Source organism: Methanobrevibacter sp., assembly GCF_045126245.1.
Lineage (GTDB): Archaea > Methanobacteriota > Methanobacteria > Methanobacteriales > Methanobacteriaceae > Methanocatella.
This window is the reverse complement of the sequence record NZ_JBGVOG010000037.1, coordinates 1-25595: the sequence shown is the minus strand read 5'-3', so window position 1 is coordinate 25595 and position 25595 is coordinate 1. Positions and strand designations below refer to the sequence as shown.

Here is a 25595-nt window from a genome sequence, read left to right as displayed (position 1 = left end):
TATAATAGTTAATATAACCGAATTATATTCGTTGTTTAAAAAATATTTTAAAAACTTAATTTTTCATAAAAAAAAGAAAAAAAGAAGATTACATTTTAGATTTCATTTCTTTGATGTCATCCTTATAATAATAACCGATTGTCAATAAAATCAGCAAAATTATAAATGATATGCCAGTTACTCTAAAAATATCTTCATCCTCAATAATTATTTGCTTTACAACAGATTGCTTTTCACCGGAAGTGGCATCTGAAGAATCTCCACTACTTTGAGATGCACTAGCTGCAGATGTAGTGGCTTCATATTCTGAACTTTGTGAAACATCATTTACTTGGCCGTTGGCTCTGCTGCTTGGATCTGCCCTTTGACTTGTAGTACTATTGCCTGTAAAATCCCTGCTTTGTCCAGATGAATCTCCTTTGCCTTTATTGGCATCTCCAGCATCCATCTCACCGATGTAATCGCCATCACCATGACCTCCCATATCTTCATAAAGGCCATAGCCTGAAATGCTTGGATAGGAATACTGTGGAGATTTGCCTGTGTATTCACTAAATTCCCCTGAACCTTTATCATAATCCGCAGTCCTCGGAGATCTGTCAATAGTTGCTTCAAAAATATCTGCACTTACGTCATTTACCCTAAATACTGCAGTTCCACCAGATACTGAAAGACTTATGAGATTACCATCATCAGTTTGATATGTTAAAGTCCTATCAGGAAGCAAACTGGCCACATTTCCATTTGAATCCAAAAATGTTGCCTGGAAATAGTCGCCGCCAAGATGAGTGACTGAAAATTTTATTTTGCCGGTTTGGATTTTAGGACAAACAAATCCATAATCGGTATGCCAATTATCTTCAAGCTTTAATTGATTAAAGTCCTCATCATATCCAGTATCTCTAGCTTCCAAATCTTTGGTATTGAGAATAAAAGCATTGTAACTAATTTCTTGATTTTTTGGCCGGATATAATCATCTGTGAATTGAATTGCAATATGTTTGTGATTAGAAATCACATTTGACTGAACTAAATTGCTGCCCACATCATTCATGGCAATTCCAACATATTTATTTGAACTTATGGTGTTTCCGGTTACTTCAAGATTGTCTTTTACATGATAAAGGTCAATTCCTGTATCACCATTATCACTAATGGTATTTGTTACAATTTGAAGATTTTCAGGCCCTTCACCATAATTAACACCATCAATAGCATCTGTAGCAGAAATACCATAATACTTATTGCTTTTTATGGAATTGGAATAAATATAAGTATTGTTTGATTTGGATAACAAAATACCTGTATTGCCATTGCCTGAAATATCATTGCCCGTAATGTAAGTAAAATTATCATTTAAAATTACAATACCATTTTTCCCATTGTTAACAATGCTGTTATCTGTAATATTAAGATAATTGGAATTCTCTGCAATAATACCGTTGTCATTGCCTGCAATCTCATTGTTTGATATAGTTACATAATCACTGCCACTAACCAAAATACCGTTCTGCCCACCTTCAATAACAAAACCTTTGATTTTTGTTAAGGATGCAGATGCGCCTTGAATCCTGATTATCGGAGCGGAAGAACTTGATTTTAAAACTGTTTTTGAATTGGAAACCAGTGACAAACTTTTATTAATGACTAAATTAATATCCTCATAACTGTCCCCATTAAACAGGATGACATTGTTCACTTTAGCATTATCAATAATCTCCTGGATTTCAGAGTTTGACAACCCAGCATCCACTATACGGGTGTTGTTAATGCTGATTAAGGTTGTTTTAGATGATGCTTCATAAATGGAGTTTCCCAAGAATCTTGTTGTAACATTATATGATCCGTCCGACAATCTGAGCTTAAGGGAAGCGATTCCGTCATCATCGGTAATTCCATCATAGCCCACTCCTTCAATGTCAAACATCACACTTTGATTTGTAATCGCTGTTTTATTTTCATCAACCAGCTTAATTTTAAAATTTCCGCCAACAGCATTATAATTGGAATAGCTCATAATGTCAATTTCCGTTTTAATCAGTGAAGATGAGTTTGATTGTGTTTGCCCATCCAAATAAGATGATGCGACATTTGCAGAATCAACATCTTGAGCGACACTAAAATTCAAAGTGAGCATAGCCAATACAAGCAATATGACAATAAACCTTTTTTTATTCATTTTTCACCTCCACTTCATCGATTAGTAGTTATTAATTATCGCTAATTAACCTTAATATATATTATATTTTTTTAATAGTATATATATTATTTTAAAAAAAAGACAAAAGGATTTTTAAATGATAAATATTGGTTAAAATTGAATAGACCGTATTAAAAAGAATTTATGGACTTTAACGATTACGGGATATATAAAAAAAATTATATCGTCAGAAACTTATTAAAATCAAACCAATCATGCAGACAATTATTCCCAAAATCTGATTGAAAGAAACATTTTCACGATATAAGAAGTATCCGACAGCGACTAAAACGCAAGCAAGCCCGATATTTGCAACGACAGAAGCAGTACTTACTGTCCATCCGGCACGGTAAACGAATACATATCCCACTTCAAGGCCTACAATGGCCAATGCCAAAATAATTGATGTCCAGTTAAGCTTTGAAATTTCAAAAACAACATTTGACGGGCCAACCATGTATATGAAAATAATTGCAGAAATTATGGCTGCCACAATATAAGTTATCATCAATGCCCCAAATGGGTTTACGTCATTGGGCATTGACTTCATACAGATGTTATAGAAGGTATTCGAAAGAACAACAATCAGTATTGGCCAAATCAGATTCCAGTTCAATTAAAACACCTGAATGATATAAAAAAAAGAAATAAAAAAGTGAAGCTAAACTTCACTATTTTGTTCCATATACCCTGTCACCGGCATCACCGAGACCCGGAAGGATATATGCATTTTCATTCAATTCCCTGTCGACAGTTGCGCAGAAAATTTCCACATCAGGATGGTCCTCTTCAAGAGTTTTGATACCCTTTGGAGCTGCAACAATGCACAGCATCTTGATTTTTGTTACTCCATCCTGTTTGAGTCTTGAGATTGTGGCTGATGCGCTTCCACCGGTCGCAAGCATAGGATCAATTACAAGAACTTCCCTCTTGTCGATTCCATCAGGCATCTTATAATAATATTCTACCGGCTGGAATGTTTCCTCATCCCTGTAAAGACCAATGTGACCTATCTTTGCATTCGGAATAACATTTAATATTCCATCAACCATACCCATACCTGCCCTTAAAATCGGAACGATGGCATAATTATCTTCATTCAGCTTTCCGGTATCCATCTTTTCCAATGGGGTTTCGATGGTTGCTTCTTCAAGTTTTGCATCCCTCATAGCCTCATACATCAATATTGTTGATATCTCAGTAACCAATTCCCTGAATTCTTTTGTTCCTGTATTGATATCCCTTAAAATTGCAAGCTTATGAGTTATTAATGGATGATTTAAAACAAATTCATTCATGTTTTTCCTCCGGTATGCAAATATTTAGCAATACTCCCACAATAGCTGCAAGAGACATTCCGGAAATAGCTAATGATAAGTCACCAGATGCAAGAGAAATTGATGCTCCTCCCAAACCTAAAACAAGCATTGTTGCTGCTACAACAACATTTTTAGTGTTGTTAAAGTTAACTTGGTTGTGAATTAAAATTTTAAGACCATTTACACAGATAAATCCATATAATAATACTGAAATACCACCAAGAACAGGGGCTGGAATAGCAGTTAAAAGAGCAGTCAAATGTCCTGAAAATGCGAATACAATTGCAATCACAGCTGCAAGACCGATTACATAAGTGGATGCGACACGAGTCATTCCAACAACTGAAGTGTTTTCACCGTAAGTGGTGTTTGCAGGACCTCCAAGGAATGCTGCAAGAAATGTAGCAAGACCGTCACCGAGCAATGTTCTTTGAAGACCCGGATCTTCGATTAAATCACGACCAATTATTTCACTTAAAACCTTATGGTCCCCAACATGCTCCACCATTGTCACCAAAGCAATTGGGACAATAGTTAGAACAGCTGCAAAGTTTAGGTCATAATTCATGAAGGGGAGGTAAAATTTAGGGATTTCAATTACATTAGCAGTTAATGCTTGAGTAAAATCTACCATACCAAGTAACGCTGCTACAATATAACCTACAATAATACCAATTAAAAATGGAATAACCTGTTGAATTCCTTTTCCACGAACTGCCACTAATGCAGTGACTAAAAAGGAAATAAATGCAACTATTAAATTTTTCCACGGAACTACGGCTAAATCCAAACCAATTTCTGAGATGGCTGTCGGAGCAAGGGATAAACCAATAACCATAATCATTGGACCAACCACTACAGGAGGCAGTAACTTGTTAATCCATCCAGGACCAGAAACACGAATAATTAATGAAATAACTACATAAACAAGACCTACAATCATTAAAGCTGTAAATACACTTCCAGTACCCCCTATTGCATAACCTGCAATCATTGGAGCAATAAATGCAAACGAACTTCCCAGATATACTGGACTTCTATTACGGGTACAAATTAAATAAATTAATGTACCTAAACCAGAGGAAACCAATGCTACAGGTATTGACAATATATCCGCGCCGGCAGTAGTGTTTACAACAATAGGAACCAAAATTGTAGCACCAAACATTGCACATACATGCTGAATAGCCAATAGTACCATTCTAAGTGCAGGCGGTTTATCAGCAACACCCAATAACATATTACTATTTTCTTCCACCATATTTATCACAAAAAACCAATATTTATCTCAAATTATTAAAAAGAATGATAAAAAACTATTGAAATTATATTGAATAATATAACAAATAAATCGAATTTATCTAAATATCTTCAAATATAATACCAAAATACATTCTAACAATTTTGATTAATAATATATATCTGAATAAAATTATAAAATACTTTCCTTTACATCGAAAAAAAAGTTATGAAAAAATAGTTGCCTAAATTATTTTAAGCCAAGAATTTTAGCGGAATTCTCATAAAGAATCAAATTTTCCTCTTCTTTTGTAAGGCCAATCTTATGGAACATCTCCATTTCGCTTTCAGCTTCCCACATCGGATAGTCAGTACCCCATAAAACCTTATCAACGCCATATGCATGAATGAACTTATTGGCCTCATCAGAAGACAATGCATAAAGGCTTGAACTTAAATCAACATATAAATTTGGAGTTCCTGCAAGTTTTTCTGTTGCTTGGCCCCATACGCTCCATCCGGCAAAATGAGCTCCTATTACCCGCATGTCGGGGAATTTCTCAAGAAACGGCTTTAACTGTTCCGGATTGGAGTAATTATATCTGAAATCTCCGCAGTGAATCAGCACCGGAACATTGCCTCTGTCGATTACCTCGCCAAGTTTAAATGCCCTGTCTTCATTTAAAGCAAACTGTTGAAAATCGGGGTGGAGCTTTACGCCTTTAAGGCCCAAACCTACCAGGTGTTCAAAATCTCCTTCAATATCATCACTGTCAGGGTGAAGCGTCCCAAAACCTGAAAAAAGGTCAGGATCACTATTTACAACACCGCTAATAAATTCATTTATTGATCTGACCTGTTTTGGACTTGTCGCAACGGAATGAATTAAATAATGGGTGACACCTACCTTATTCCCATCCTCTATAAGATTATCTACTCTACCATTTAAAGACATGTCCAAATCATAAAAATCCCTAATTCCTTCAACTGCCCTTGATGCAATTTTTTCAGGATAGATATGACAATGCGAATTTATTATTTTTTGCATATTTAATGTACCGCCTATGAAAATTGATTAATGCTGCAAATCGGCATTATCCATAATAAATTTATTTTCTTGCTCTTCCAACACGGCGAGCAATAACCATTTCACCAACAGAAATCAAACCTGCAAAGAATTTTTCAAGCCCTCCGGTTGCCCAGATTGCTTCACCGAAAGTGGAATTTGTGATATTTGCCTCATATTCTTCAGCAGAAATCTTTACTCCAGTGGTTTTTGTAGACACCAAAGCGGATGCAGCCATTAACTCTTCCCATGTTACGCCTTTGAGCTGGTTTTGCATTGCCTTGTATAAATTTTCAACCTTAATGTCATATAAATCAGATAGAAGTTCAACGATATCACAAGCGCGAACCATTCCTATTACCTGATTATCATCATTTACCACAGGAACTGTCACATATTTGTTGTTGGCGGTTAATAGAACTGCCTTTCTTGCAGGATCCTCTTCATTAACTGTCGCAATATCTTCATAATCGCTCATGATTTCTGAAATTTTCTCATTACCTTCCCTTAATCCGCGAGTAATGTCAAAAGAAGTTATCCATCCTACCAGCTGCTTATTGTCATTTACAACAGGACAAGTAAAACGTCTAATTTCTTCCATTACTTTTGAAACTTCAACAACACTGTCATCACAGTTCAAATATACAAAATTTTTATCCATTAATTCTTTTGCTCTCATAAACAAACCCCAATTTTATTCCATTTCAACACGTTTTAATGCTCCTACAGGACAATGATGAGTGCACTCCACACATCTAATACATTTATCATTGTCAAGAACAACTTCGCCATCCATTAATTCAATAGCCCCTGTCGGGCAATTCTCTTCACATAAATAACAATTTACGCATGCATCATGGTTGATATCGATGCATCTGCTGTGGACAATAGGCCCTATATATCTATCAAGTTCAACAGCATTATCATTTAGTGATATCGCAACACATGCCCCGCATCCAATGCACATCTTTTCATTGACATATGGATATAACTCATCTTCAATCAATTCGATTCCCACATCCATATTTAAATCATCGAAAAACTCTTTAAATTCAAGAGAGAATGCATTTGTCGGACACAAATTAGCGCAATCATCCCAATTATTATCAACCGAATAGTCAATTGAAATATCATTCATCCTAACTACCCTATGAGGGGAACGGACATTACTCAAATCATATTCAATAACATCTTTATCTTCCTCATGGTCATAAATAACTGAATTGTAAATCAATTTAATTGCTGAAATAGGACATGTCTGAACACATATTTCACATTTGACACATTTATCAGTTATTTTAGCTATTCTAAAAATATTAGCTGGTTCGATTGCATTAACAGGACATGCTTCAACACAGGTATTACATCTTACACATTTAGGTGCGACAGCTATAATTTCCTCTTCAGTACTGAAATCTTCCAGCTCAAATTGGAAATCATCTCCATCATCATCTAATTCAACAGATTTCAAAAGAACTTCACGTTCAAGGTTTTTCATCTGTTTTATAAAAGATACATTCATATTATTACCAACTAACTAATTATTTAATAAACATTATTAATCTAAAAGAACTCCTCCAGTTCTTTTGCTGTAGGAAACTTTTCCATTCCAAAACCTTGAATGGCTTTGCTGGCTACCCAATTTCCTATCCTGCAAGATTTTTCAAGGCTGAATCCCTTTAAAAAGGAATATAGAAATCCGCTGTTGAAACTGTCGCCCGCACCGGTAGTGTCAACAACATCACATTCATATGCTTCAACAAAACATTCTTCCGAATTGCTTACGGCAAAAGCACCTTTGGAACCTTGCTTTACAACAACTGTGCCGATTCCCAAGTCCAAAAGACCTGTGGTTAACTCTTTTAAATCGGCATCACTATTATTACATAACAATCTTAATTCAGGTTCATTGATAAGCAGAATATCCGTTCTCTCAAGAATCGGCCTCAGCTCATCGAATCCCCTTTCAACATAAAGCATTCCAGGATCAAAACTTAGGAGAGTTTCCTTACCCAATTTTTCCAAAAGCTCTATTTGAGTATTGAATGATTCTCCAACAAAAGAGGTATAATGCATTATCTTACATCTCATGATATTCAACGGATTTATTTCATCGATTTTAATGTCATCATTTACTCCAGGAGATATGTAGAGACATCTTTCACCTTTTTTATCAACAAATCCAATGCATTTTCCTGTTGATCCTTTCTCGGAATAAATCAGATTGTTTGTGAAAACACCGTTGATGGCCAAATTATATTCTATCAAATCGCCATCCTCATCTTCGGCTATTTTCCCAATGATTGATGTTGAACAACCTAAACGGGACAATCCAACGATAGTGTTGGCTGCAGAACCTCCCGGTGCGTCAGTTTCACTTTTAATGAAGCTTTCTTCATCAGTAGAAACTATTTTGTCCACTGAATACAGCTTGTCTACATTCAATGCTCCGAATCCTATTACTTCTGCATTAAGATCATTATCGTAAATTTCCATTTTAAAACCTTACTTTAAAATATCCAATAAATTAACGTTTTTATCCCCAAGCTTTCCTCCGAAATTGCCTGCAGATATACATATCACATCTTCAAACTCCAAAGCGGCATCTATACCTGCCTTAATAGCTTTGTTCATTGATTCCTCATCGATTGCATTGATAACAACCTCAGGAATATAATTAACACCCTCCGGAACTTTCGATTCCTCGCCCAAAGTATCTTTCAGGGAAGGGCAGTAAACATGATTTGTGGTCGGTCCGATTTCGGGATAGTTTGTCTCAGGTTTTGAAGCAGCAGAACAGATGTCAAATGGAGTTGTGGCCCCTTCAACATTCATTATTGCATCGATTATTGCATCCCCCGCATCCAAAACTGCCTCAGGGGTTGAACATAAATACCAGAAGTTTCCACCCATGATTCCATCATTTAACCTGAATCTCTCTTCAATCTGAAAATCAGGGACTGCAATCGGAACATTTATCATTTTTCTTCCATAATCCTCGACAATCCATTCATAACCATCTCCGCAATGACCAACAATGTCCATCATTTCAATAAATTCGTCATTGCTTGATGTTGAATAGTCAAATATGCGTGTGAACGGTTTAACCAAAACGTCCTGCCTTAATCTGTAAGATAATTCGAATGCGAACTTTTCCACGTCGTTTCCATCCAACCAATATTGCACAACCGCACCAAATCTGCCGTCGGGAGTTTCGCTTTTATCCAAAAATCCTTCAACCCCTCCTTCAACCCTGCCGATTACGGCGCTTGGAGTTGAAGTTGAATCATAAGCCGCCCTTTTTACAATTTTTTCGTTTGGTCCGGTAATTAAAGCTCTTACGCATTTACCTTCAAAAGCTTCAAAAAATGTATCCTGCACCTTTTCATAACTCATTCTATTACCTTCCGTTAAACTTAACCCAATCCCCCGATATCCTCTCCGCGAATATTGTTTCGCATGTCTTTGCTTATCTTTAGGATATCCTCGTAGTTTTCATCATCAATAATTTTGATTGTTGGATATTCTTCATTGTCAAAGACATCAAAGAACTTATCCTTAACATTCAAATCAACGCCATATTTTTCAAATAAGACTTTTAAATCATCACAATCATTATATTCATCTATGAATGCCAAAACATTGGCCCGATTAGTGTCTGAATATACATTTGCTATTACGCAAGTTGCAATTGCACTTGGAGATACAATAGCTATTTCAGCCACTTTCAACGGATATTCATTTCCATTAAATGAAATGCTGATTCCGTTATTCTTTCTGGCAAATTCAAGAGGTTCCACATCGGTAATACTATCCCCAATGTAGAGGATTTCACCAACATCGATGCCATCTCTTTCGATTATCTCATCTATAGCCAATTTTTTGCCCGGGCCTCCAACAACATTTACTTTTTCAATCTCTTCATATATGCCCATCTTCGGAATTTCAGAAAAGAAAATTTCATCAAACAGTTCATAGTTTTCAGGATTGTCCAATATTTCATGTTTGAATTCTGTGATTTTTTCCATTTCTTCACCAGTTAATGTCAAGGCATCTACATCTACTTTCGTATAAAATGTATTTTTGAATGGGAATTCCATATAATTGGAGAGAGCCTCAATATATTGGCCATAACTGGTGCTAACTATATAAGTATTCATTGATTCCTTCAAGTAATTTAAAAGGAATTTTGAATCGTTGACTGCATAAATATTTTTTTGTGAAAAATCAATCAAGTCAGAATTTTTTATGTTCTCACAAACAAAGAAAGGCAAGATTAATTTTAATGTATTTCCAGCTTTATAATTTTCTTTCTTGACTATATCTGCCAGATAATCATCATATAAGCTGAGAACTTTAAACAATTGGTCGCCATCTTCTATGAAATGAGCTGACATTTCAAAAGCGTTGTCATTTAAAGTCAATGGCCCTTCACAATCTGTAATAAATGATTTTTCAAACATCCAATCACCTGAAGTTAACAATTCTTATAGCCGCAAGAGGACAAATCGCCTCACAAGTTCTGCAATAAATACATTTTTCGCTGTCGAAGTCTATTTTATCATCATTCAATGCCAATGCATTTGTTGGGCAATTTTTAACACATATTGCACAGGCCTGACATTTTGTTTGTGAAAGTGAGAAATCACCTTTCCTTTGACCATGCAGAAATGACCTTGCATAGTACAAATCAGTGTCCCTACTGTAGAAATAATCATCATAAGCACCTATGGCATCAAATTTACACTGTTCGACACATTTTCCGCAGTATACACAATCATCATTGATTTTTATTGGATTCGGACCGTTTGTCTCTATTGCCCCTACAGGACATACGTTATAGCAATCCCCGCAGGCAATACATTTGTTGTCATAGACCTCAATGTTTCTGTCCATAAGATAGGATCCGAACAGCTTTGAAAACTTATCAATTTCAATGCTTGAATCCAAACTAATTTTCAGTTCCTTTTCCATCATGTCATTTACATTGTATTCAATGAAGTTTTCAAAGTTCTGGTCATCGAATTCCAAAGCAATGGATTTTCCTACCTTTTCCAAGACCTTATTTAAACTAATCAGGTCAAGAGACAGCCTTTTCATATCATAATCGGCAATGCTTGATACGATATCAAATGATTTAATCTCACTGTACATTTTATAAGCTTTCTTACGTGACGAATACTTGATTGCTGTTGAAGGACATGAATGCATACATTCCTCACATCTGGCACAGTATCCCGGATTGATATAAGGCAGCTTATTTGTTCTAGCCACATTAATCGCACCCATTGACGGACATACTCTGGTACAGGTCATGCATCCGATACATTTATCCTGGTTTACAACTATGGCCTTACCTCCCTTAACTGTCTTAGGAAGCAATTGGCCATACTTTATCGCATCGGTCGGACATACCCTGAAACAATATCCGCAACGGATACATGTGTCCTTATCGATTTCACTGTGAGGCTCCTGTTTACCGTCAGCTACAATGTGAATGGAACCGTTCTTACAAGCCTGAACACATGCTCCACATGCCTTACAAAGTTTTACATTGATGTTTGGAACATTTTCCTTTAAAGGAGGATCCATTTTAACATCAAGAGTGATTGCATCGAACGGACAAGCATTACGACATAATACGCAACCAAAGCAGGTATTTCTTAATTTGATGAAGCCATCATCCTCATCCATATAAATTGCATCAATTGGACATGATGTAAGACAAGGCTTGTCACTGCATTTCGCACATTTTGTCTGGTCAATGACATAATCGACATCAACGTGCCTTAATGGTCTTGGTGTTTTAGTATAACTATCAATCATAACACTCACTCCATAACAATATTCTCATTTAAATTGGATGCCTTTACAGTAGTATGAATAGTTTCACCGTCATCGAGGGAGAATTTGGCGATGAAATACTTGATTACTGAAAATGGACAAGTCTGGTAACAAATACTGCAACGTAAACATTTATCCTTATCCCTTGAAATAGTATCATTTTCCTCATCAAAAGTGATGCAGCCTGTAGGGCATTCCGGGACGCACAACTGACATTTTTCACATTTGGATTCGTCCCAATCAATAATTCTAATCTTAAGTCTGTTTACGGCATTAGTAATAATCTCTAAAGAAACCTCTTCATCAGGAAGGATATTCAATGCCTCATCCCATATTCCTGAAAGGGGAACATCATATTGCAACAAGTCATTTTGTTCTAAAGACCTCAAGTCCTCTTCTTTGCTGTTGATGTAGTCTTCAAGGTAATTTACAGTCAAAAGAATCAAATCTTTTTGGTCCTGTAAATTTTCAACAAACACACCTTTCATAGCTCCATTTACCGGACAAACATTTAAACAGTCCCCACAGGAGATGCATTTCAGCTGGTCTACCTGAAGTTTGTCATTGACTATTTCAATTGCATCGACAGGACACTGCTTCATGCATTTCTTACACTTGATGCATAAATAGTCATCAACTATGAACTGCCTTTTAGATGGAATAATGTTGAATTCAGGTAAGATTAAATGGTTTAAACCACATTCCAATGTTTTAGGGTCAGTAGGACATACTTCAGCACAAAAACCGCATCGGATACATGCGCTCGGATTGATTACCGGGTAGGTCAGCCCTTCGCTTTCCTCATTGTCCTTGTCCCTTATGATTTTTATCGCATTTGGTGAAGGACATGATACGGTACAAGCCCCACAACCTATACAATATTCCTTGTTGACTTTCGGGAAGTCTCTAAATCTTTCCGGCTTTTCAGCAATTTCAGGAGAGGTTTTTGCATTTGTGAATGCATCTGCCCATGCCCTTCTTGCAAAATCGTAAATATACCACATCAGTGAAGACATTTAGATTACCTCGTAAAAGTCTTTTATATCAGTCTTGCCGTGCTCGTTGGTAATCGCCACCCTTTCAGCGCATGCAACGCAAGGGTCGCATGATGCATAGGTAGATACCGCATCGGCAACTGTCGGAACATCACGAATCATGTATTTTGCACATGAATCCATATTTGCAATACTAGGGGTTCTTATTGAAATGTTTTTGATTAGGTTACCGTTTGTCTCTATCATATAGGTAACCTCTCCACGGGGAGCCTCATTTCTTCGCATTGCATATCCTGATTTCAAGTCTACAGGTGTGCGGACTTCCCCTTTAGGAATGTTTTCAATAGCTTGTCTGATTAAGCTGATTGATTCCGGAATCTCATCAAACCTGGTTAAAGTCCTTGCGTAATTGTCACCTTCATTTCTTCTGATTACCTTAAAGTCAAAATAATCATCATAGGTGTAATGTCCGTTTCTCAAATCCTCTTTGATTCCGGAAGCCCTTCCAATCGGGCCTACAGCCCTTCCTTTGATTGCTTCCTTTTTAGACATGTAACCTATGCCTTTGCATCTTAATGCAAGTGCAGGACCTTCTGCAAATAATGCGCGAACCCTGTCAAAGCTTTCCTCAATCTTGTCAAGGTTTTCAAGTATCGGTTTGAAATGGCGTTCGTCAGCATCCATTCTGACACCACCGACAACATTCCAACCCATATTGACTCTGTTTCCGGTTAAAAGTTCAATTGAATCCATGGCATATTCCCTTAACTCCAAAACATGCATGAACAGGGTTTCATGATCCATTGATTTGAAGAATGTGGAATTAGCAAGAAAATGGCTTTGAATTCTGTCCAGCTCATTTGTAATTACCCTTAAGAATTGCGCCCTTACCGGCACGTCGACATCGGAAATTTTCTCAATGGTCTCCGCGAAAGTTTGTGTGTGCTCATATGAGCAGATTCCGCATACCCTTTCGGACAGATAAATACCTTTCTGCCAGGTTTTACCTTCAATTATTTTTTCAATTCCCCTATGAACATAACCATATTCAATCTCCGCCTTAACAACCCTTTCACCTTCAGTTTTAAGTTTAAGTCTGATAGGTTCTTTTAAAGCGGGGTGAATTGGGCCAATAGGTACTATCATTGGCTTTCCCTCCCTCTATCTGCAATAGCTTGTGGTCCGACAGCCAAAATGGCCTCCAATATTTCACTAGGTCTAGGAGGACATCCCGGAATTGCCGCTGCAACCGGAATGAAATCAGAAGCAGGGGCATTTACACGGCCACCCTCTTGAGCAAACACATCTCCAGACTGAGGGCAGTTTCCTACCGCTACTGCAATTTTTGGTTCAGGAGCCTTGTCATATATTCTTTTTAAGTTATCAATCCATTGTTCGGTGACAGCACCAGTCAACAATAGGACATCAGCTTCACGAGGATTATTGTGAACGTATATACCGTATTGCTCCAAATCATATCTTGGAGACAGCAATGCTACGCATTCTACATCGCACCCATTACAACCGCCACAATTGACGATGCAGACATGAATTGAGCTTTTCCTCACAACATCCCTAATAGCATTTAACATTTTACTCCCTCTTTTTTATTATAATATAATAAACATTAACGCTTTGATTCTTCTTTTAATAATTCGAATAATTCTAATCTACCTTCTTTCAATATCTCATCATAAGATTTTCCGTTCTTATACTCCCCAATCAATTTCTCTTTAAGCTTTTCACCATCTTGTGGAGTTATCGCTTCCAATGTTTGAATGAACCAGCACAGCCTTAAATCTGCATTGAGCTTTTGTGAAAGGCAAATCTCTTCGGCAGACATGAATGTTCCGTGCAATGCCTGAAGAGTATCCATATCAAACAAATCGAAGAAAACATCCTCCAACTCATCAACAGTACAATCGAATTCCTTGGAAAGTGGAACTACAACATCTCTTTGCCAAGCATAACTTTTTATAATTCTTTTTTGCATCAATCTTAATTTAGCATCATCATCCATTCCAATCACATCATACTGTTACTCTTAAAATCAAATACACAACTATTGCAATTATTAAACCGATGGCTGTTTCTTTTCTACCGTACCCAGGTCGTTCACCCATTATAAATCCGCCTAAAAGAAAACCAACAGCAGATAAAATAACATTGCCTGAATTGAATGCTAAAAACCATCCTACAATTGCAATTACAAGTGCGATTATATTAATATCAGTCACTGCAACAAATGGTTCTCCATGTTGTTTGTAACTATAAACAAGACCAACAATGGACCCAACAGCAAATGCGAGTATATAAATCATATAATCTAACATAATATCTCCTACATCGGTTTATAAAGCAATATAAATGAACAAATTATTGCTATAAATGTTATAACAAAACATATTTTCTCTATACTTTCAATCCTATGTGAAAAGTTGCCTTTTGCAAGCAATACGAATGCCGCCAATATTATTCCAATAACTACTATCGGAGCTATGATGAGTGAGTGGAAAACTGTTGTCAAAATACCGATGACTACTACTCCAACGGCAACCAGTGCGGTTAAATAAACAATTACATCTTCACTATTCATGCAACCACCCCTGTAAATATCATAAGTAAAGTTCCAAAGAAGCATATTGCCCCTATAGTAATTTGAGTCATGACTGAATGATTCGGACTGAATATTGGAGTTGTAGCATTGATAAATCCTGTAATGAATGTGATTACAATCATTCCTATGAGATACCCCACAGCATTCAACGGACCGAAGAATATTGTCAGGAATGTCCAAAGCATAACATACCATGCGATGGACTCTGAAAACAGCATGAATCCCCTTAAGAATCCGAAGTGTTCTGTTTCAAAACCGGAAATCAGAACCTTATCCTTTGTAATTGCAAATGGAGAATATGGGGATTTGGTAATAATCAGCATGAAGAACATCAAAGCCGCAAGAGGAATTGAGAATACCAATGGGCCATGAGCAGATTGATAAGTAATGATTTCACCAATGTTCATAGTGCCTGTTACCATATAGACAAATATGATTGCTGCAAACAAAGGAAGCTCACTTGCCGCTGAAAGGACAGCCCTCACGCAACTTAACTTACCGTATGGAGAACCGGAACTTGATCCTGAGTTGTGTTCAACAATCTTATAAACCGCATAAACACCGAACAGTATCAATAATGAATCATGAGCTACCGGCCCTACAATAACCCCTACAATCCAAACCAAAGCCAATATAAATACGATACCAATATAAAATACCTTTGAAACTGTTTTTGGAATTGCAGTTTCCTTAAAGAAAAATTTCAAAGAGTGTATCAAATGCTGGACTATAGGTGGTCCCGGACGTTTTTGAACACGCGCCATGATTTTTCTGTGCAATCCTAGAAGCAAGCTTCCCGCCAGAAATGCAATAATAACCTGAATTAAAATTTCCGCCATCAAATTCATAATACCACTCTAATACCCAGTAAATGGTTCTTTCACCCTCTCTTCTGCATCTTCAGGCCTTGGTTTAGCCATAGTCAATAAACCTAAAGATAAAATCCATAATGGAATGCCAAATATGGGAACTGTATAAACAATCCATGCCTCAAAGTCAATGACCAGACAGGCAAGGATAGCTATTGTTGATAATGCCAATAATACAATACATGTGAATTTCTGACTAACCATACTACCATCTACCACAATACCAATAATAAAATTTCAACAGCTCTTACAATAATGAACAGGGAACTTAAGTGAATAATGACAATAAACGGAGAACCTGCAGTCCTGAACATTTCTGCCTTACTTGCAAAGAATGGCGCTACACCACTTTCACCTAAGATTCCAATCAACATCAATGCTGCACCAAATACGACCATCGGACTGGCAGGCATCTGAGACAATACAGCCAGGGACAGTGTTCCTGTTGATGCAAGTATAATTGCCGCTCCACCAAACAGCGGTAAACTGCACATCATGGCAATCAAACCATAATTAAATGCTGAGTTTAAAACGCTTGTCTGCTTTACGGCGGATACAATACCTATATTCAAGATTCCAACCAAAGCCATGAACAGAGTGAAATTAAATAAATCTCCTGTTATCATGGCGCCTGCAGATGCTATACCGCAGATTACAGACAGGAATCTTCTTTGCTTGAATTCCTTTGGACCTACCTTAACTTCAGTATTGTTTAAATAATGCATGGTAGCTTCTATCTGAGTTTCAGGTTTACTGAATGCAATCAATGCAGTAAAACCCAGTAAAACTGCGAAAAGGAACAGGTTAAATGGTGTGATGTACAACACAATGTCTCCAAGTGGAATTGTTCCAAGCAAATTTCCTCCAAGTGTAACAAAATCCATACTCCTCACCTACTCCTTGTCAATGTCCTCTCTCATAAGCAGTCCAATCAATCCTACTTTTGAAGCTACTTTTAATAATAATCCGCAAGCCGCCAGGAATAAGCTTAATAACCAATATTGAGGTGTTACGAAGAACAGTAAAAATCCTATAATCCATAAACACCAAGCTATTCCGGAAACTCCTGCAATTCCATCCAATACCAATACAGGCAATCCTCTTGCCTTTTTGGACAGTGCGTATAAAACAATTCCTCCACCGGCTACCGCCCCTCCGGTAAATCCTGTCAGGAAAATTCCATAACCGATTAATACCAAAGCTATGAAATTAGGAGCTGTAGTCAATATTTCCATATTCAATGAAAACGGCTGAGGGAACAGGGACGCAGACTTGCTTAAGTTTCTTCTAGGGTCCTGTTCAATTATACGCATTTCGCGAGTAATCAGTATCTCGGAAATTGCCAAAGTTTCGGCCAACTCTACAACCAGACCAGGTAAAATCAACGCTTCCGCAAGGTCTGTTCCCACTGCAGAAACAACGAATATCATGGCAAGGCCCACCAAATCAGTCAAAATGAGGATGTGAAGTTCCTCTCTTTTCATGGCGATTGCCATTGTTGCTATGAACCCGACAATCAAACCTGCATATATTGCAGGCAAATACATTGCAATGAATGCTTCAGGAACAAATGCAGGTATCAGAACCATCAGTTATCCCTCCTCAATTGTTTTGTTCTGGCCTTGAGGTCACTGGCTTTAACTTCATTAGCTACCTGTGTAGAGTTATTAATTGCCTTTTTAACATCTTCCTTAATTTCGTTTTCCTCATTTTTCCTATTCATTGTATAGTTAACGGATAACCATGATGCTATAATGAATGACATCATTAAAATACTGGACTCCAATATTGTATCGAAACCCCTTGTATAATATAAAATTTCATCTATAAGCCCACCAGGAGATGAATAAATTGATGTTCCGAAATATGGGGATATTGATGACACCCATTCCGCCAGAGGAGACATATATCCAGTTATCATACCCAGTTCAGCGGAATTATCCGGATACTGAGGGTTAATATTGCCAGGTTGTTTTAAAACCTCCCCTCCCCTATCATAAGGAGCGATAGCCAAGCCGTCATCCACCTGCTCTTGTGGGGCTGGCCTTACATAAATTTGATCTGGATTCAATGCCATCGGCACTATTAAACCGATGATTAAGATAATTCCTAAACTGAAAGCAAAAAGACGAGGAATGTTTTTAGGCTCAGCAAGTTTATTCCATAAAACTCCAATCCTCATACGTCTGCCCCCATCTCTTCTAAACGAATAATAGCTCTAAATAAGATTAATGTAATGATTACAGTGGTTGCAAGCAATGTCAATAATGCCAAAACATGATTATAGCATAATAACACAAGGCATACACCGATTGAAGCCACTTCAGTATTGAAGGTTCTTACGATAGGGTCGTTTACTCCCGGACCCCATGCTGTAGCAATGCTTCCGACGATTGCTAAGAATATACCGAAATAAAAGAATATCTGCACGTCAATCATTGTATATCACCACTGTTCAGCTTATTTTCTCTGATTTCTTTAATTTTCACAATGGCCAGAATGAATACCAATGTGGATAACGGGTCTGCCAAAGCGGCAAACATTGCCACATCCAAATATTTGAACAAGACAAGAACCAATACGAATCCTGCATCAAGTATTGAAAACATTATGACTTTATCTAACGGTTTTTTGAGAAATATTATCCCAAACGCACCTATAAGCATTAAAGCCATTGCGATTATTGACACGATTTCCATTTTTGTCTCACTCCAATATTATCTCGTCATCCAGCCTTTTTAATGTATATGCAATTGCATTTGCACTGATTGTGGAACAAATAAAGAATGCAGCTGCAACTACAAGAGCAAATGGAGTATTGATGACTAAAGCAATAATTGCAGAAACTCCAAATCCGATAACGTTCAAATAAAGTAATTTTTCAGCCCTATTTTGAGTTATCAAAGCTCTCAATGCTACGAAAATGACTATAATTCCAATAATTTCAACATACATGTTATCACTCCTCTGCATGCCTATTGAGTTTCTGAGCTATCTTTCCTAAAATTATAGATGCCCTAACCTGATCTATTCCCTGAATGGTTAAAATAGCAATTACCATCCCCACAATAAACATTTCAGGAGTAAAACCAACAAATGAACAAATAAATATGATAATTGTTGCGGTTAAACTTCCAACAGTTCCGGCATATCCCGGATCAGCACATAATCTGTTACCAATGCATACAAGAAATGCCGCAATAATCCCTCCGGGAATTCCTAAAAGCAAATATCCGATGGAAGCCATTAATGTACCGGCAGAAGCATCCGGAGAACATAAAATATTTCCTTGGAAAAATCCGCCAGCAATGTCTCCACCTCTTCTTTTGACATCCTCACCAACAATCCTTGCTCCTCTAACGCCAGGCTGTTCAGGAAGTCCGAAATAGGTGTCGACAATAACAAAGTTAATCCAACATAGAATAGCAGCAATTATAATTCCAATTATTTCATTCATTGCTATCCTCCCCACCATTTTCATCCAAAGGCTTTGGAAATACGAAATCAAATAAGTATTTCACAAACAATGCGGACAAAATACCTATAACAGCCGCCAATACAATTCCATTATAAATGAAAGTATAGTTTAAAACCAAGAAAATTGAAAAAATACCCATGGCTATTATTGGAGTAGGATATAATGCACTCACATCAAAAGAATACCTATATGGTTTGCCAGGCAATAATGGAATCCTTAAAACTAACGCTACTATAATTGATACTACGATAGCTACAATATAAGCCATCAAAATGTCAAATGGACCAATGGTTATATTGCCAATTCCATAAATATTGCCATATGAAGCAAAAAATATGGTATCATACACCAAATCAAACATATTATTAGACTCCTCTCAACTAATAAATATACATATAAAAATATATAAATATTGTTACTTAAAAATAATAAATAATAGCTTAATTATTATTTAAATTAATTATTGGTGGCTCAATGAAGAATAAAAATATTTTAATTACTGGTGGACTAGGATTTATTGGCTCACATATCGCAGATGAGCTAATAGACAATAATAAAATTACAATTGTTGATAATCTCTCCACAGGGGCTTTAAAAAATTTAAAAAATCCAGAACACGAGAATTTGAAAATTGTAATTGAAGACTTAAGCAATGCAAATTTGGATGAATTGCTGAAGGATATCGACTATATCTTCCACTTGGCTGCCATGGCCAGTGTTCCGTTAAGTGTTGATGACCCTGTAGGATGTACCGAAAACAATGTCAATGCCACCATAAAGCTTTTAGAGTCCGCCGTGAAAAATGACGTTAAAAAAATCATATTTTCCTCATCATCTGCAGTTTATGGGGAAAATCTCAATATGCCACTTAAAGAAAGTGAGCTTCCGATGCCGACATCACCTTATGCCGCTTCCAAGGCAAGCTGTGAGTTATATCTGCAGTCATTTTATGACAGCTATGGTCTGAATTACACTGCTCTTAGATATTTCAATGTTTTCGGACCGAAACAGGACAAAAATTCACAATATGCTGCAGTGATACCTAATTTTATCAGTGCGCTTCTTGAAGGCAGACAGCCTGTAATTTATGGTGACGGCGAGCAGACAAGAGACTTCATTTTTGTAAAGGACATTGTCCAGGCAAATATCAAGGCCTGTGAATCCGATTATAACGGAATAGTCAATGTCGCTTCAGGAAAGAAACTTTCTGTCAACAGATTGTATGAGATTATTAAGGAAACTCTTGGAAGCGATGTTGAAGCGGAATACCTTCCCGAGAGAGCAGGAGACATCAAGCATTCCCTGGCTGACGTTTCAAATCTTGAAAAAATCAATTTCAAATCCGATTCAGATAATTTTGAAGAACAGCTGAAAGAAACAATCAACTGGTTTAAAACAGTATTGTGAGATAATATAATGGACAGGCAGGTGAGGGATTTTAATGTTCGCCTCAGAACAATTAGAATCAGAGAGCTTATTGTTGGAATAATTATTTCAATCATTCTCAGCGGAGTGGTAGTGGCGATATTTCCCGAATTCTATTACAATGATGATCTGCTTTTCATACTGCTTTTATCGTTTATGCTGTTTTTCTTCGCATGGTGCCTAAAGGACACTGTAGGATTGAGCGAAGACTTTGAGAAGCTTTTTTTAAAGGAGAATATGAATGAAATACTCTATGTCTTTGCAATAAACATTATCTTTGCGTTTATCTTCCTTTTTGTCATTGTCGCCATGGACTTTGCAATGGGAATCGTTGACCCGACATGGATTACCGGATTTGACATTGACCATGTGGATTTGACTCCCGGCGCATTCCTCTTCAGCGCAATAGCTACAATATTATATGCCCCTGTTATGGAAGAGCTGATATTCAGGGGAGTGATCTTCAACAGACTGAAAATCAGAACCGGAATCGTTCCTGCAATGGTGATTTCATCATTCATTTTTGCAATCGGCCATGACTTTGGAGGAATAATAAGCGCATTTCTTTTCGGAATATGCATGTGCATCCTATACCTTAAAACAGACAATATCCTGATTCCCATGAGCGTTCACTTCATAAACAATCTTGTGGCGACACTGCTGGATGTCATAAACATTGACGCGATGGTTTCACAGTTTCCATGGATTATTTTGCTTGGAGGATTAGTGGGAGTGTCCACAATACTTCTTATAAAATATATCCTTGATGAAATAGGTGCATTGAAAATAAAATATAATTAAAAAAAGAGTTGGTTAGTGGAATCCGCATCCGCTGCAGGTTTCACATTTTTCCTCTTCGAGAGGGTCGTATTTCTTGTCTTCCTGCAAGGTTGCTGAGATGAAATACTGGTCGAATTCATCCTTATTTTTCAAAACAGGTGAAACACCTTTAAAATCGCATCTGATATCTCCGGTTCCACCGATATCGACCAAAATAGGCTCTCCCAATTTGAATCTTTTGAAATATGCTTCAACTTCATCCTTTAAAGCTCCAGGAATTCTGAAATTAAAGGACAAGATATTGTTTTCCTTCATTTTAATTCCCACATACTTCTGGTCGATTTCATAGTTTAAACCTAATTGCTTTTTGAAAGTTACATTGTTACCTATTTCTGAAGATGCCATCAGCTCACCATTTTAAAATTATTGATTAATTAGAATTAATTTTTTTTAATATATAAACTTTAATTTTTTTGAAAATTTGTGAATTTATAACGAATTATCACGATTTTTAACAACCTTTAAATAAAGTTAAAATCATACTTACTATATGTTATAATATTTATTATATCATTATAATCAATTGAAAAAAAAATAAGGTGTTTATTTTGAATGAATACAACAAAGATATTGGGAATAGAATTAGAGAATTGAGAGAACTTTCAGATATTGAAATTAGTGAACTTGCATCTGAATTAAATATTAAAGATGAAACTTACATTCAATATGAAACAGGCGAAGTAGACATCCCTGCAAGCTTCTTATATGAACTTGCACATATTTTTAAAGTTGATTTAGGATTATTATTAACTGGCGAAGAAAGCAGAATGAGCATCTTTGATGTTACACGTGCAAACAAAGGAGTTTCAGTTGACCGCAGAAAAGAGTACACCCACGAAAACCTATGCTCAAATTTCATTCACAAAAAGGCTGAAACATTCCTTGTTGTTGTGGACCCCGAAAAGAATCCCGTGCCTTCACTTAATTCACACCCCGGTCAGGAATTCAACTATGTGCTTGAAGGCTCACTTAAGATATACATCCACAACAATGAAATAGTATTAAACGAAGGAGACTGCATCTTCTTTGATTCAGCACACAGACATGCGATGGTAGCGCTTAACGATAAACCGGCTAAATTTTTAGCTGTGATAATATAATGCTTATAGGAGATAATTGAATGACTTCACTAATAGGAGATTTTGTTGAAAGAGTTGATTTCAACTCATATGAAGACTTTTATAAAAACTTTAAATTAAAATATGATGATGACTTTAACTTCGGATTTGATGTGGTAGACAAATATGCCGAAATCGACCCTGAAAAAATAGCTTTGATTTGGACAAACGATGATGAAAAGCATACATTCACATTCAAAGACATGAAAGAATATTCAAACAGGACAGTAAATCTATTTAAAAGATTAGGCATCAAAAAAGGCGATAAGGTAATGCTTACCCTAAAGAACAGATACGAATGGTGGATTTGTATGGTTGCATTGCACAAGCTCGGAGCCATAGCGATTCCTGCAACCCACATGCTAAAGCTTCATGATATCGATTTCAGATTAAAGCAAGCAGAAGTAAAAGCTATCGTGTCTGTAGAAGAAGACAACTTACTTCCGGATTATGAAGAAGCTGAAAAAGAGCTTGATTGGGATTTAATAAAGCTCGTGATTGAAACCGACAGGGAAGGATGGATCAATTTCAACGAAGCGATAAAAGACGAAAGCCCGGTTTATGAAAGACCTGCCGGAGATGAAAATCCTATGTCCGATGAAGTTTTCATGATTTATTTCACATCAGGTACCAGCGGACTTCCGAAAATGGTTTCACACAGACACACCTACTGTCTGGGCCACATCCCTACTGCAAAATATTGGCAAAATGTTGTGGAAGACGGAGTGCACCACACCGCATCAGACACAGGATGGGGAAAAGCCGTTTGGGGAAACATATACGGCCAGTGGATTGCCGGAACAGCAGTTTTCATATATGACTATGTAAGGTTCAACGGAATAAAACTGCTTGAAAAGATCATAGAAAATAAGGTGGACACATTCTGTGCGCCACCAACCGTTTACAGATTCTTGATTAAGGAAAACATTTCCGGATATGACTTTTCAAATCTAAAATATGTTGCAACAGCAGGCGAACCATTACCTCCTGAAGTGTCCGAAAGGTTCTATGACATTGCGGGCTTGAGAATCAAGGAAGGATTCGGACAAACCGAAACCACACTGTCAATCGGAACATTCATCTGGTTGGATGCGAAAGTCGGATCAATCGGTAAGCCTTCTCCTCTTTATAAACTGGAACTTCACGATGAAGATGACAATCCAGTTGAAATTGGTGATGAGGGAGAGCTTTGTTTTGATGTATCCGAAGGGGTTCCACCAGGACTGTTTAAAGAATATTATAAAGACCCTGAAAAGCAGGCCGCACAATGGCATGACGGATTTTACCATTGTGGAGACACCGCTTGGGTTGATGAGGACGGCTATGTTCACTTCGTTGGAAGAAACGATGATATCATCAAATCTTCAGGATACCGTATAGGACCGTATGAAGTGGAAAGCGCAGTGCTTTCCCACGAAGCTGTGCGCCACTGTGCAATTACAGCTTATCCCGATGAGGTTAGAGGTCAAATCGTAAAGGCAACAATTGTCCTTCAGCCTGACTTCGAACCGTCAGAATCACTTACTAAAGACATTCAAAATCATGTTAAAAGAGTTACAGCTCCTTATAAATACCCAAGAATGGTTGAATATACTGATGAACTGCCAGAGACAATAAGTGGTAAAACAAGGAGAGTTGAAATTAGAGAAAAAGATCAAAATAGAGGATAAAATGACAGAAGAAATATCTTACCCAGTTATTAATAAGGAGATTTGCAAAGGCTGTATGAGATGTATAGTCGGATGTCCTCAAAATGCAATATTACTATCACAAGACATGAATGACGCAGGATATCAATTTGCATTCTACAGCGGCGACGGATGTACCGGATGTAAAGACTGTTATTTCACATGCCCGGAACCTTTGGCGCTGGAAGTACATCAATATAAAAAGATTGTTAACGATGAAGTTGGAAGAATGATAAAGGCTAAAGTAGCTAATAAAGGGGGAAAATAATGGCTAATCAAATGGTAAAAGGAAATACTGCCGTTATTATCGGCGCAATGTATGCTGGCTGCGACTGTTTCTTTGGATACCCGATTACTCCCGCAAGCGAAATATTGCATGAAGCGTCCAAATACTTCCCGATGGTCGGAAGAAACTTTGTACAGGCCGAAAGTGAAGAGGCATCCATCAATATGGTTTATGGTGCATCAGGAACCGGACACAGGGTTATGACATCCTCATCAGGACCTGGAATAAGCCTTATGCAGGAAGGTTTCACATTCCTTGCAGGTGCAGAGCTTCCTGCAGTGATTGTGGACATCATGAGGGCAGGACCTGGGCTTGGAAACATCGGACCCGAACAGGGAGACTACAACCAAATCGTCAAGGGCGGAGGTCACGGAAACTATAAAAACATAGTTTTGGCACCTAACAGCGTTCAGGAAATGTGTGATTTGACCATGAAAGCTTTTGAACTTGCAGACAAATGGAGAAATCCTGTGGTTGTACTTGCTGACGGTACATTGGGACAGATGGCTGAACCTCTGGAGTTCCCTACCGAAGCTATCGAACCTAAAAATGACAAGGACTGGGCAGTGAAAGGAACTGCAGAAACCATGGACAACCTCATTACTTCCATT

33 protein-coding genes and 1 pseudogene are annotated in these 25595 nt (G+C 37.2%); 6 read left to right on the top strand and 28 right to left on the bottom strand.

The genetic code is table 11. The annotated features are described in order from the left end of the window. Window positions 1-88: 88 nt before the first annotated feature. The 27 genes from ACJMLZ_RS03020 to ehaA form a co-directional block, all read right to left on the bottom strand. Window positions 89-2179: a nitrous oxide reductase family maturation protein NosD gene (locus tag ACJMLZ_RS03020; RefSeq protein ID WP_405303891.1), complete on the bottom strand. Its 2091-nt coding sequence runs from the start codon at window positions 2177-2179 to the stop codon at window positions 89-91. Window positions 2180-2387: 208 nt separating this feature from the next. Continuing rightward, on the bottom strand, window positions 2388-2816 hold the full coding sequence (locus tag ACJMLZ_RS03015; protein ID WP_405303890.1) for an EamA family transporter: 429 nt from the start codon (window positions 2814-2816) through the stop codon (window positions 2388-2390). Between the two features lie 55 nt (window positions 2817-2871). Further along, window positions 2872-3498 (bottom strand): uracil phosphoribosyltransferase, encoded by a 627-nt coding sequence (gene upp / locus ACJMLZ_RS03010; protein ID WP_405303889.1) that lies wholly within the window; start codon window positions 3496-3498, stop codon window positions 2872-2874. Next, window positions 3491-4780, bottom strand: a complete 1290-nt coding sequence (locus ACJMLZ_RS03005) for a uracil-xanthine permease family protein (RefSeq protein ID WP_405303888.1) — start codon at window positions 4778-4780, stop codon at window positions 3491-3493. Before ACJMLZ_RS03005 ends, upp begins: the two co-directional genes overlap by 8 nt. A gap of 228 nt (window positions 4781-5008) precedes the next feature. Then, the gene (locus tag ACJMLZ_RS03000; RefSeq protein ID WP_405303887.1) at window positions 5009-5806 is read right to left on the bottom strand and encodes an amidohydrolase family protein; all 798 of its coding nucleotides are present in this window, start codon (window positions 5804-5806) and stop codon (window positions 5009-5011) included. Window positions 5807-5867: 61 nt separating this feature from the next. Beyond that, window positions 5868-6503, bottom strand: coding sequence for an HPP family protein (locus tag ACJMLZ_RS02995; RefSeq protein WP_405303886.1), 636 nt, complete (start codon window positions 6501-6503; stop codon window positions 5868-5870). Window positions 6504-6518: 15 nt separating this feature from the next. After that, window positions 6519-7346 (bottom strand): 4Fe-4S binding protein, encoded by an 828-nt coding sequence (locus ACJMLZ_RS02990; RefSeq protein ID WP_405303885.1) that lies wholly within the window; start codon window positions 7344-7346, stop codon window positions 6519-6521. Window positions 7347-7387: 41 nt separating this feature from the next. Then, a complete protein-coding gene (locus tag ACJMLZ_RS02985; protein WP_405303884.1) occupies window positions 7388-8320 on the bottom strand; it encodes a carbohydrate kinase family protein in 933 nt (310 codons plus the stop codon). Between the two features lie 9 nt (window positions 8321-8329). Beyond that, window positions 8330-9220: a formylmethanofuran--tetrahydromethanopterin N-formyltransferase gene (locus ACJMLZ_RS02980; protein WP_405303883.1), complete on the bottom strand. Its 891-nt coding sequence runs from the start codon at window positions 9218-9220 to the stop codon at window positions 8330-8332. 20 nt (window positions 9221-9240) lie between these two features. After that, window positions 9241-10287, bottom strand: a complete 1047-nt coding sequence (locus ACJMLZ_RS02975; protein ID WP_405303882.1) for a hypothetical protein — start codon at window positions 10285-10287, stop codon at window positions 9241-9243. Between the two features lie 4 nt (window positions 10288-10291). Further along, on the bottom strand, window positions 10292-11659 hold the full coding sequence (locus tag ACJMLZ_RS02970) for a 4Fe-4S binding protein (protein WP_405303881.1): 1368 nt from the start codon (window positions 11657-11659) through the stop codon (window positions 10292-10294). Further along, a complete protein-coding gene (locus ACJMLZ_RS02965) occupies window positions 11656-12684 on the bottom strand; it encodes a 4Fe-4S binding protein (protein ID WP_405303880.1) in 1029 nt (342 codons plus the stop codon). The genes ACJMLZ_RS02970 and ACJMLZ_RS02965 overlap by 4 nt, the downstream gene beginning before the upstream one ends. Next, window positions 12685-13809: a nickel-dependent hydrogenase large subunit gene (locus tag ACJMLZ_RS02960; RefSeq protein ID WP_405303879.1), complete on the bottom strand. Its 1125-nt coding sequence runs from the start codon at window positions 13807-13809 to the stop codon at window positions 12685-12687. Continuing rightward, window positions 13806-14255, bottom strand: coding sequence for an NADH-quinone oxidoreductase subunit B family protein (locus ACJMLZ_RS02955; RefSeq protein ID WP_405303878.1), 450 nt, complete (start codon window positions 14253-14255; stop codon window positions 13806-13808). The genes ACJMLZ_RS02960 and ACJMLZ_RS02955 overlap by 4 nt, the downstream gene beginning before the upstream one ends. 35 nt (window positions 14256-14290) lie before the next feature. Continuing rightward, complete coding sequence (locus ACJMLZ_RS02950; protein WP_405303877.1) at window positions 14291-14683, bottom strand: DUF1959 family protein; 393 nt, start codon at window positions 14681-14683, stop codon at window positions 14291-14293. Between the two features lie 10 nt (window positions 14684-14693). Further along, window positions 14694-14996 carry an energy-converting hydrogenase subunit EhaL family protein gene (locus ACJMLZ_RS02945; RefSeq protein ID WP_405303876.1) on the bottom strand — a complete coding sequence of 101 codons (303 nt, stop codon included), beginning with the start codon at window positions 14994-14996 and terminating at the stop codon, window positions 14694-14696. A gap of 8 nt (window positions 14997-15004) precedes the next feature. Further along, window positions 15005-15259, bottom strand: a complete 255-nt coding sequence (locus ACJMLZ_RS02940) for a hypothetical protein (protein WP_405303875.1) — start codon at window positions 15257-15259, stop codon at window positions 15005-15007. Then, window positions 15256-16128: a respiratory chain complex I subunit 1 family protein gene (locus ACJMLZ_RS02935; RefSeq protein WP_405303874.1), complete on the bottom strand. Its 873-nt coding sequence runs from the start codon at window positions 16126-16128 to the stop codon at window positions 15256-15258. Before ACJMLZ_RS02935 ends, ACJMLZ_RS02940 begins: the two co-directional genes overlap by 4 nt. 9 nt (window positions 16129-16137) lie before the next feature. Then, window positions 16138-16353 (bottom strand): DUF788 domain-containing protein, encoded by a 216-nt coding sequence (locus ACJMLZ_RS02930; protein WP_405303873.1) that lies wholly within the window; start codon window positions 16351-16353, stop codon window positions 16138-16140. Window positions 16354-16361: 8 nt separating this feature from the next. Beyond that, window positions 16362-17033 (bottom strand): hypothetical protein, encoded by a 672-nt coding sequence (locus tag ACJMLZ_RS02925; RefSeq protein WP_405303872.1) that lies wholly within the window; start codon window positions 17031-17033, stop codon window positions 16362-16364. Window positions 17034-17042: 9 nt separating this feature from the next. Then, the gene (locus ACJMLZ_RS02920; protein ID WP_405303871.1) at window positions 17043-17738 is read right to left on the bottom strand and encodes an EhaG family protein; all 696 of its coding nucleotides are present in this window, start codon (window positions 17736-17738) and stop codon (window positions 17043-17045) included. Continuing rightward, on the bottom strand, window positions 17738-18331 hold the full coding sequence (locus ACJMLZ_RS02915; RefSeq protein ID WP_405303870.1) for an EhaF family protein: 594 nt from the start codon (window positions 18329-18331) through the stop codon (window positions 17738-17740). Before ACJMLZ_RS02915 ends, ACJMLZ_RS02920 begins: the two co-directional genes overlap by 1 nt. Then, a complete protein-coding gene (locus ACJMLZ_RS02910) occupies window positions 18328-18588 on the bottom strand; it encodes a DUF2107 family protein (RefSeq protein ID WP_405303869.1) in 261 nt (86 codons plus the stop codon). Before ACJMLZ_RS02910 ends, ACJMLZ_RS02915 begins: the two co-directional genes overlap by 4 nt. Beyond that, complete coding sequence (locus ACJMLZ_RS02905; protein ID WP_405303868.1) at window positions 18585-18848, bottom strand: DUF2108 domain-containing protein; 264 nt, start codon at window positions 18846-18848, stop codon at window positions 18585-18587. The genes ACJMLZ_RS02910 and ACJMLZ_RS02905 overlap by 4 nt, the downstream gene beginning before the upstream one ends. 7 nt (window positions 18849-18855) lie before the next feature. Next, window positions 18856-19104: a DUF2109 family protein gene (locus ACJMLZ_RS02900; RefSeq protein WP_405303867.1), complete on the bottom strand. Its 249-nt coding sequence runs from the start codon at window positions 19102-19104 to the stop codon at window positions 18856-18858. A gap of 4 nt (window positions 19105-19108) precedes the next feature. Further along, complete coding sequence (locus tag ACJMLZ_RS02895) at window positions 19109-19606, bottom strand: hypothetical protein (RefSeq protein WP_405303866.1); 498 nt, start codon at window positions 19604-19606, stop codon at window positions 19109-19111. Further along, complete coding sequence (ehaA, locus tag ACJMLZ_RS02890) at window positions 19599-19988, bottom strand: energy-converting NiFe hydrogenase A subunit EhaA (protein WP_405303865.1); 390 nt, start codon at window positions 19986-19988, stop codon at window positions 19599-19601. The genes ACJMLZ_RS02895 and ehaA overlap by 8 nt, the downstream gene beginning before the upstream one ends. A gap of 113 nt (window positions 19989-20101) precedes the next feature. On the opposite strand from ehaA, the gene ACJMLZ_RS02885 reads away from it, so the two are divergent. Both ACJMLZ_RS02885 and ACJMLZ_RS02880 read left to right on the top strand, forming a co-directional pair. Then, window positions 20102-21034 carry an NAD-dependent epimerase/dehydratase family protein gene (locus tag ACJMLZ_RS02885; RefSeq protein ID WP_405303864.1) on the top strand — a complete coding sequence of 311 codons (933 nt, stop codon included), beginning with the start codon at window positions 20102-20104 and terminating at the stop codon, window positions 21032-21034. A gap of 9 nt (window positions 21035-21043) precedes the next feature. Beyond that, window positions 21044-21853: a CPBP family intramembrane glutamic endopeptidase gene (locus tag ACJMLZ_RS02880; protein WP_405303863.1), complete on the top strand. Its 810-nt coding sequence runs from the start codon at window positions 21044-21046 to the stop codon at window positions 21851-21853. Between the two features lie 12 nt (window positions 21854-21865). Here the strand turns inward: ACJMLZ_RS02880 and ACJMLZ_RS02875 are convergent, their stop codons facing one another. Continuing rightward, window positions 21866-22237: a hypothetical protein gene (locus tag ACJMLZ_RS02875; RefSeq protein ID WP_405303862.1), complete on the bottom strand. Its 372-nt coding sequence runs from the start codon at window positions 22235-22237 to the stop codon at window positions 21866-21868. Window positions 22238-22431: 194 nt separating this feature from the next. Here ACJMLZ_RS02875 and ACJMLZ_RS02870 point away from each other — a divergent pair, with 194 nt between their 5' ends. The 4 genes and pseudogenes from ACJMLZ_RS02870 to ACJMLZ_RS02855 form a co-directional block, all read left to right on the top strand. After that, window positions 22432-22992, top strand: coding sequence for a helix-turn-helix domain-containing protein (locus ACJMLZ_RS02870; RefSeq protein ID WP_405303861.1), 561 nt, complete (start codon window positions 22432-22434; stop codon window positions 22990-22992). A gap of 20 nt (window positions 22993-23012) precedes the next feature. Further along, window positions 23013-24680, top strand: a complete 1668-nt coding sequence (locus ACJMLZ_RS02865; protein ID WP_405303860.1) for an AMP-binding protein — start codon at window positions 23013-23015, stop codon at window positions 24678-24680. A 1-nt stretch (window position 24681) separates the two neighbouring features. Beyond that, on the top strand, window positions 24682-24966 hold the full coding sequence (locus ACJMLZ_RS02860; protein ID WP_405303859.1) for a 4Fe-4S dicluster domain-containing protein: 285 nt from the start codon (window positions 24682-24684) through the stop codon (window positions 24964-24966). After that, window positions 24966-25595, top strand: a pseudogene (locus ACJMLZ_RS02855) (3-methyl-2-oxobutanoate dehydrogenase subunit beta); the annotation flags it as partial. The gene ACJMLZ_RS02860 and the pseudogene ACJMLZ_RS02855, both read left to right, overlap by 1 nt.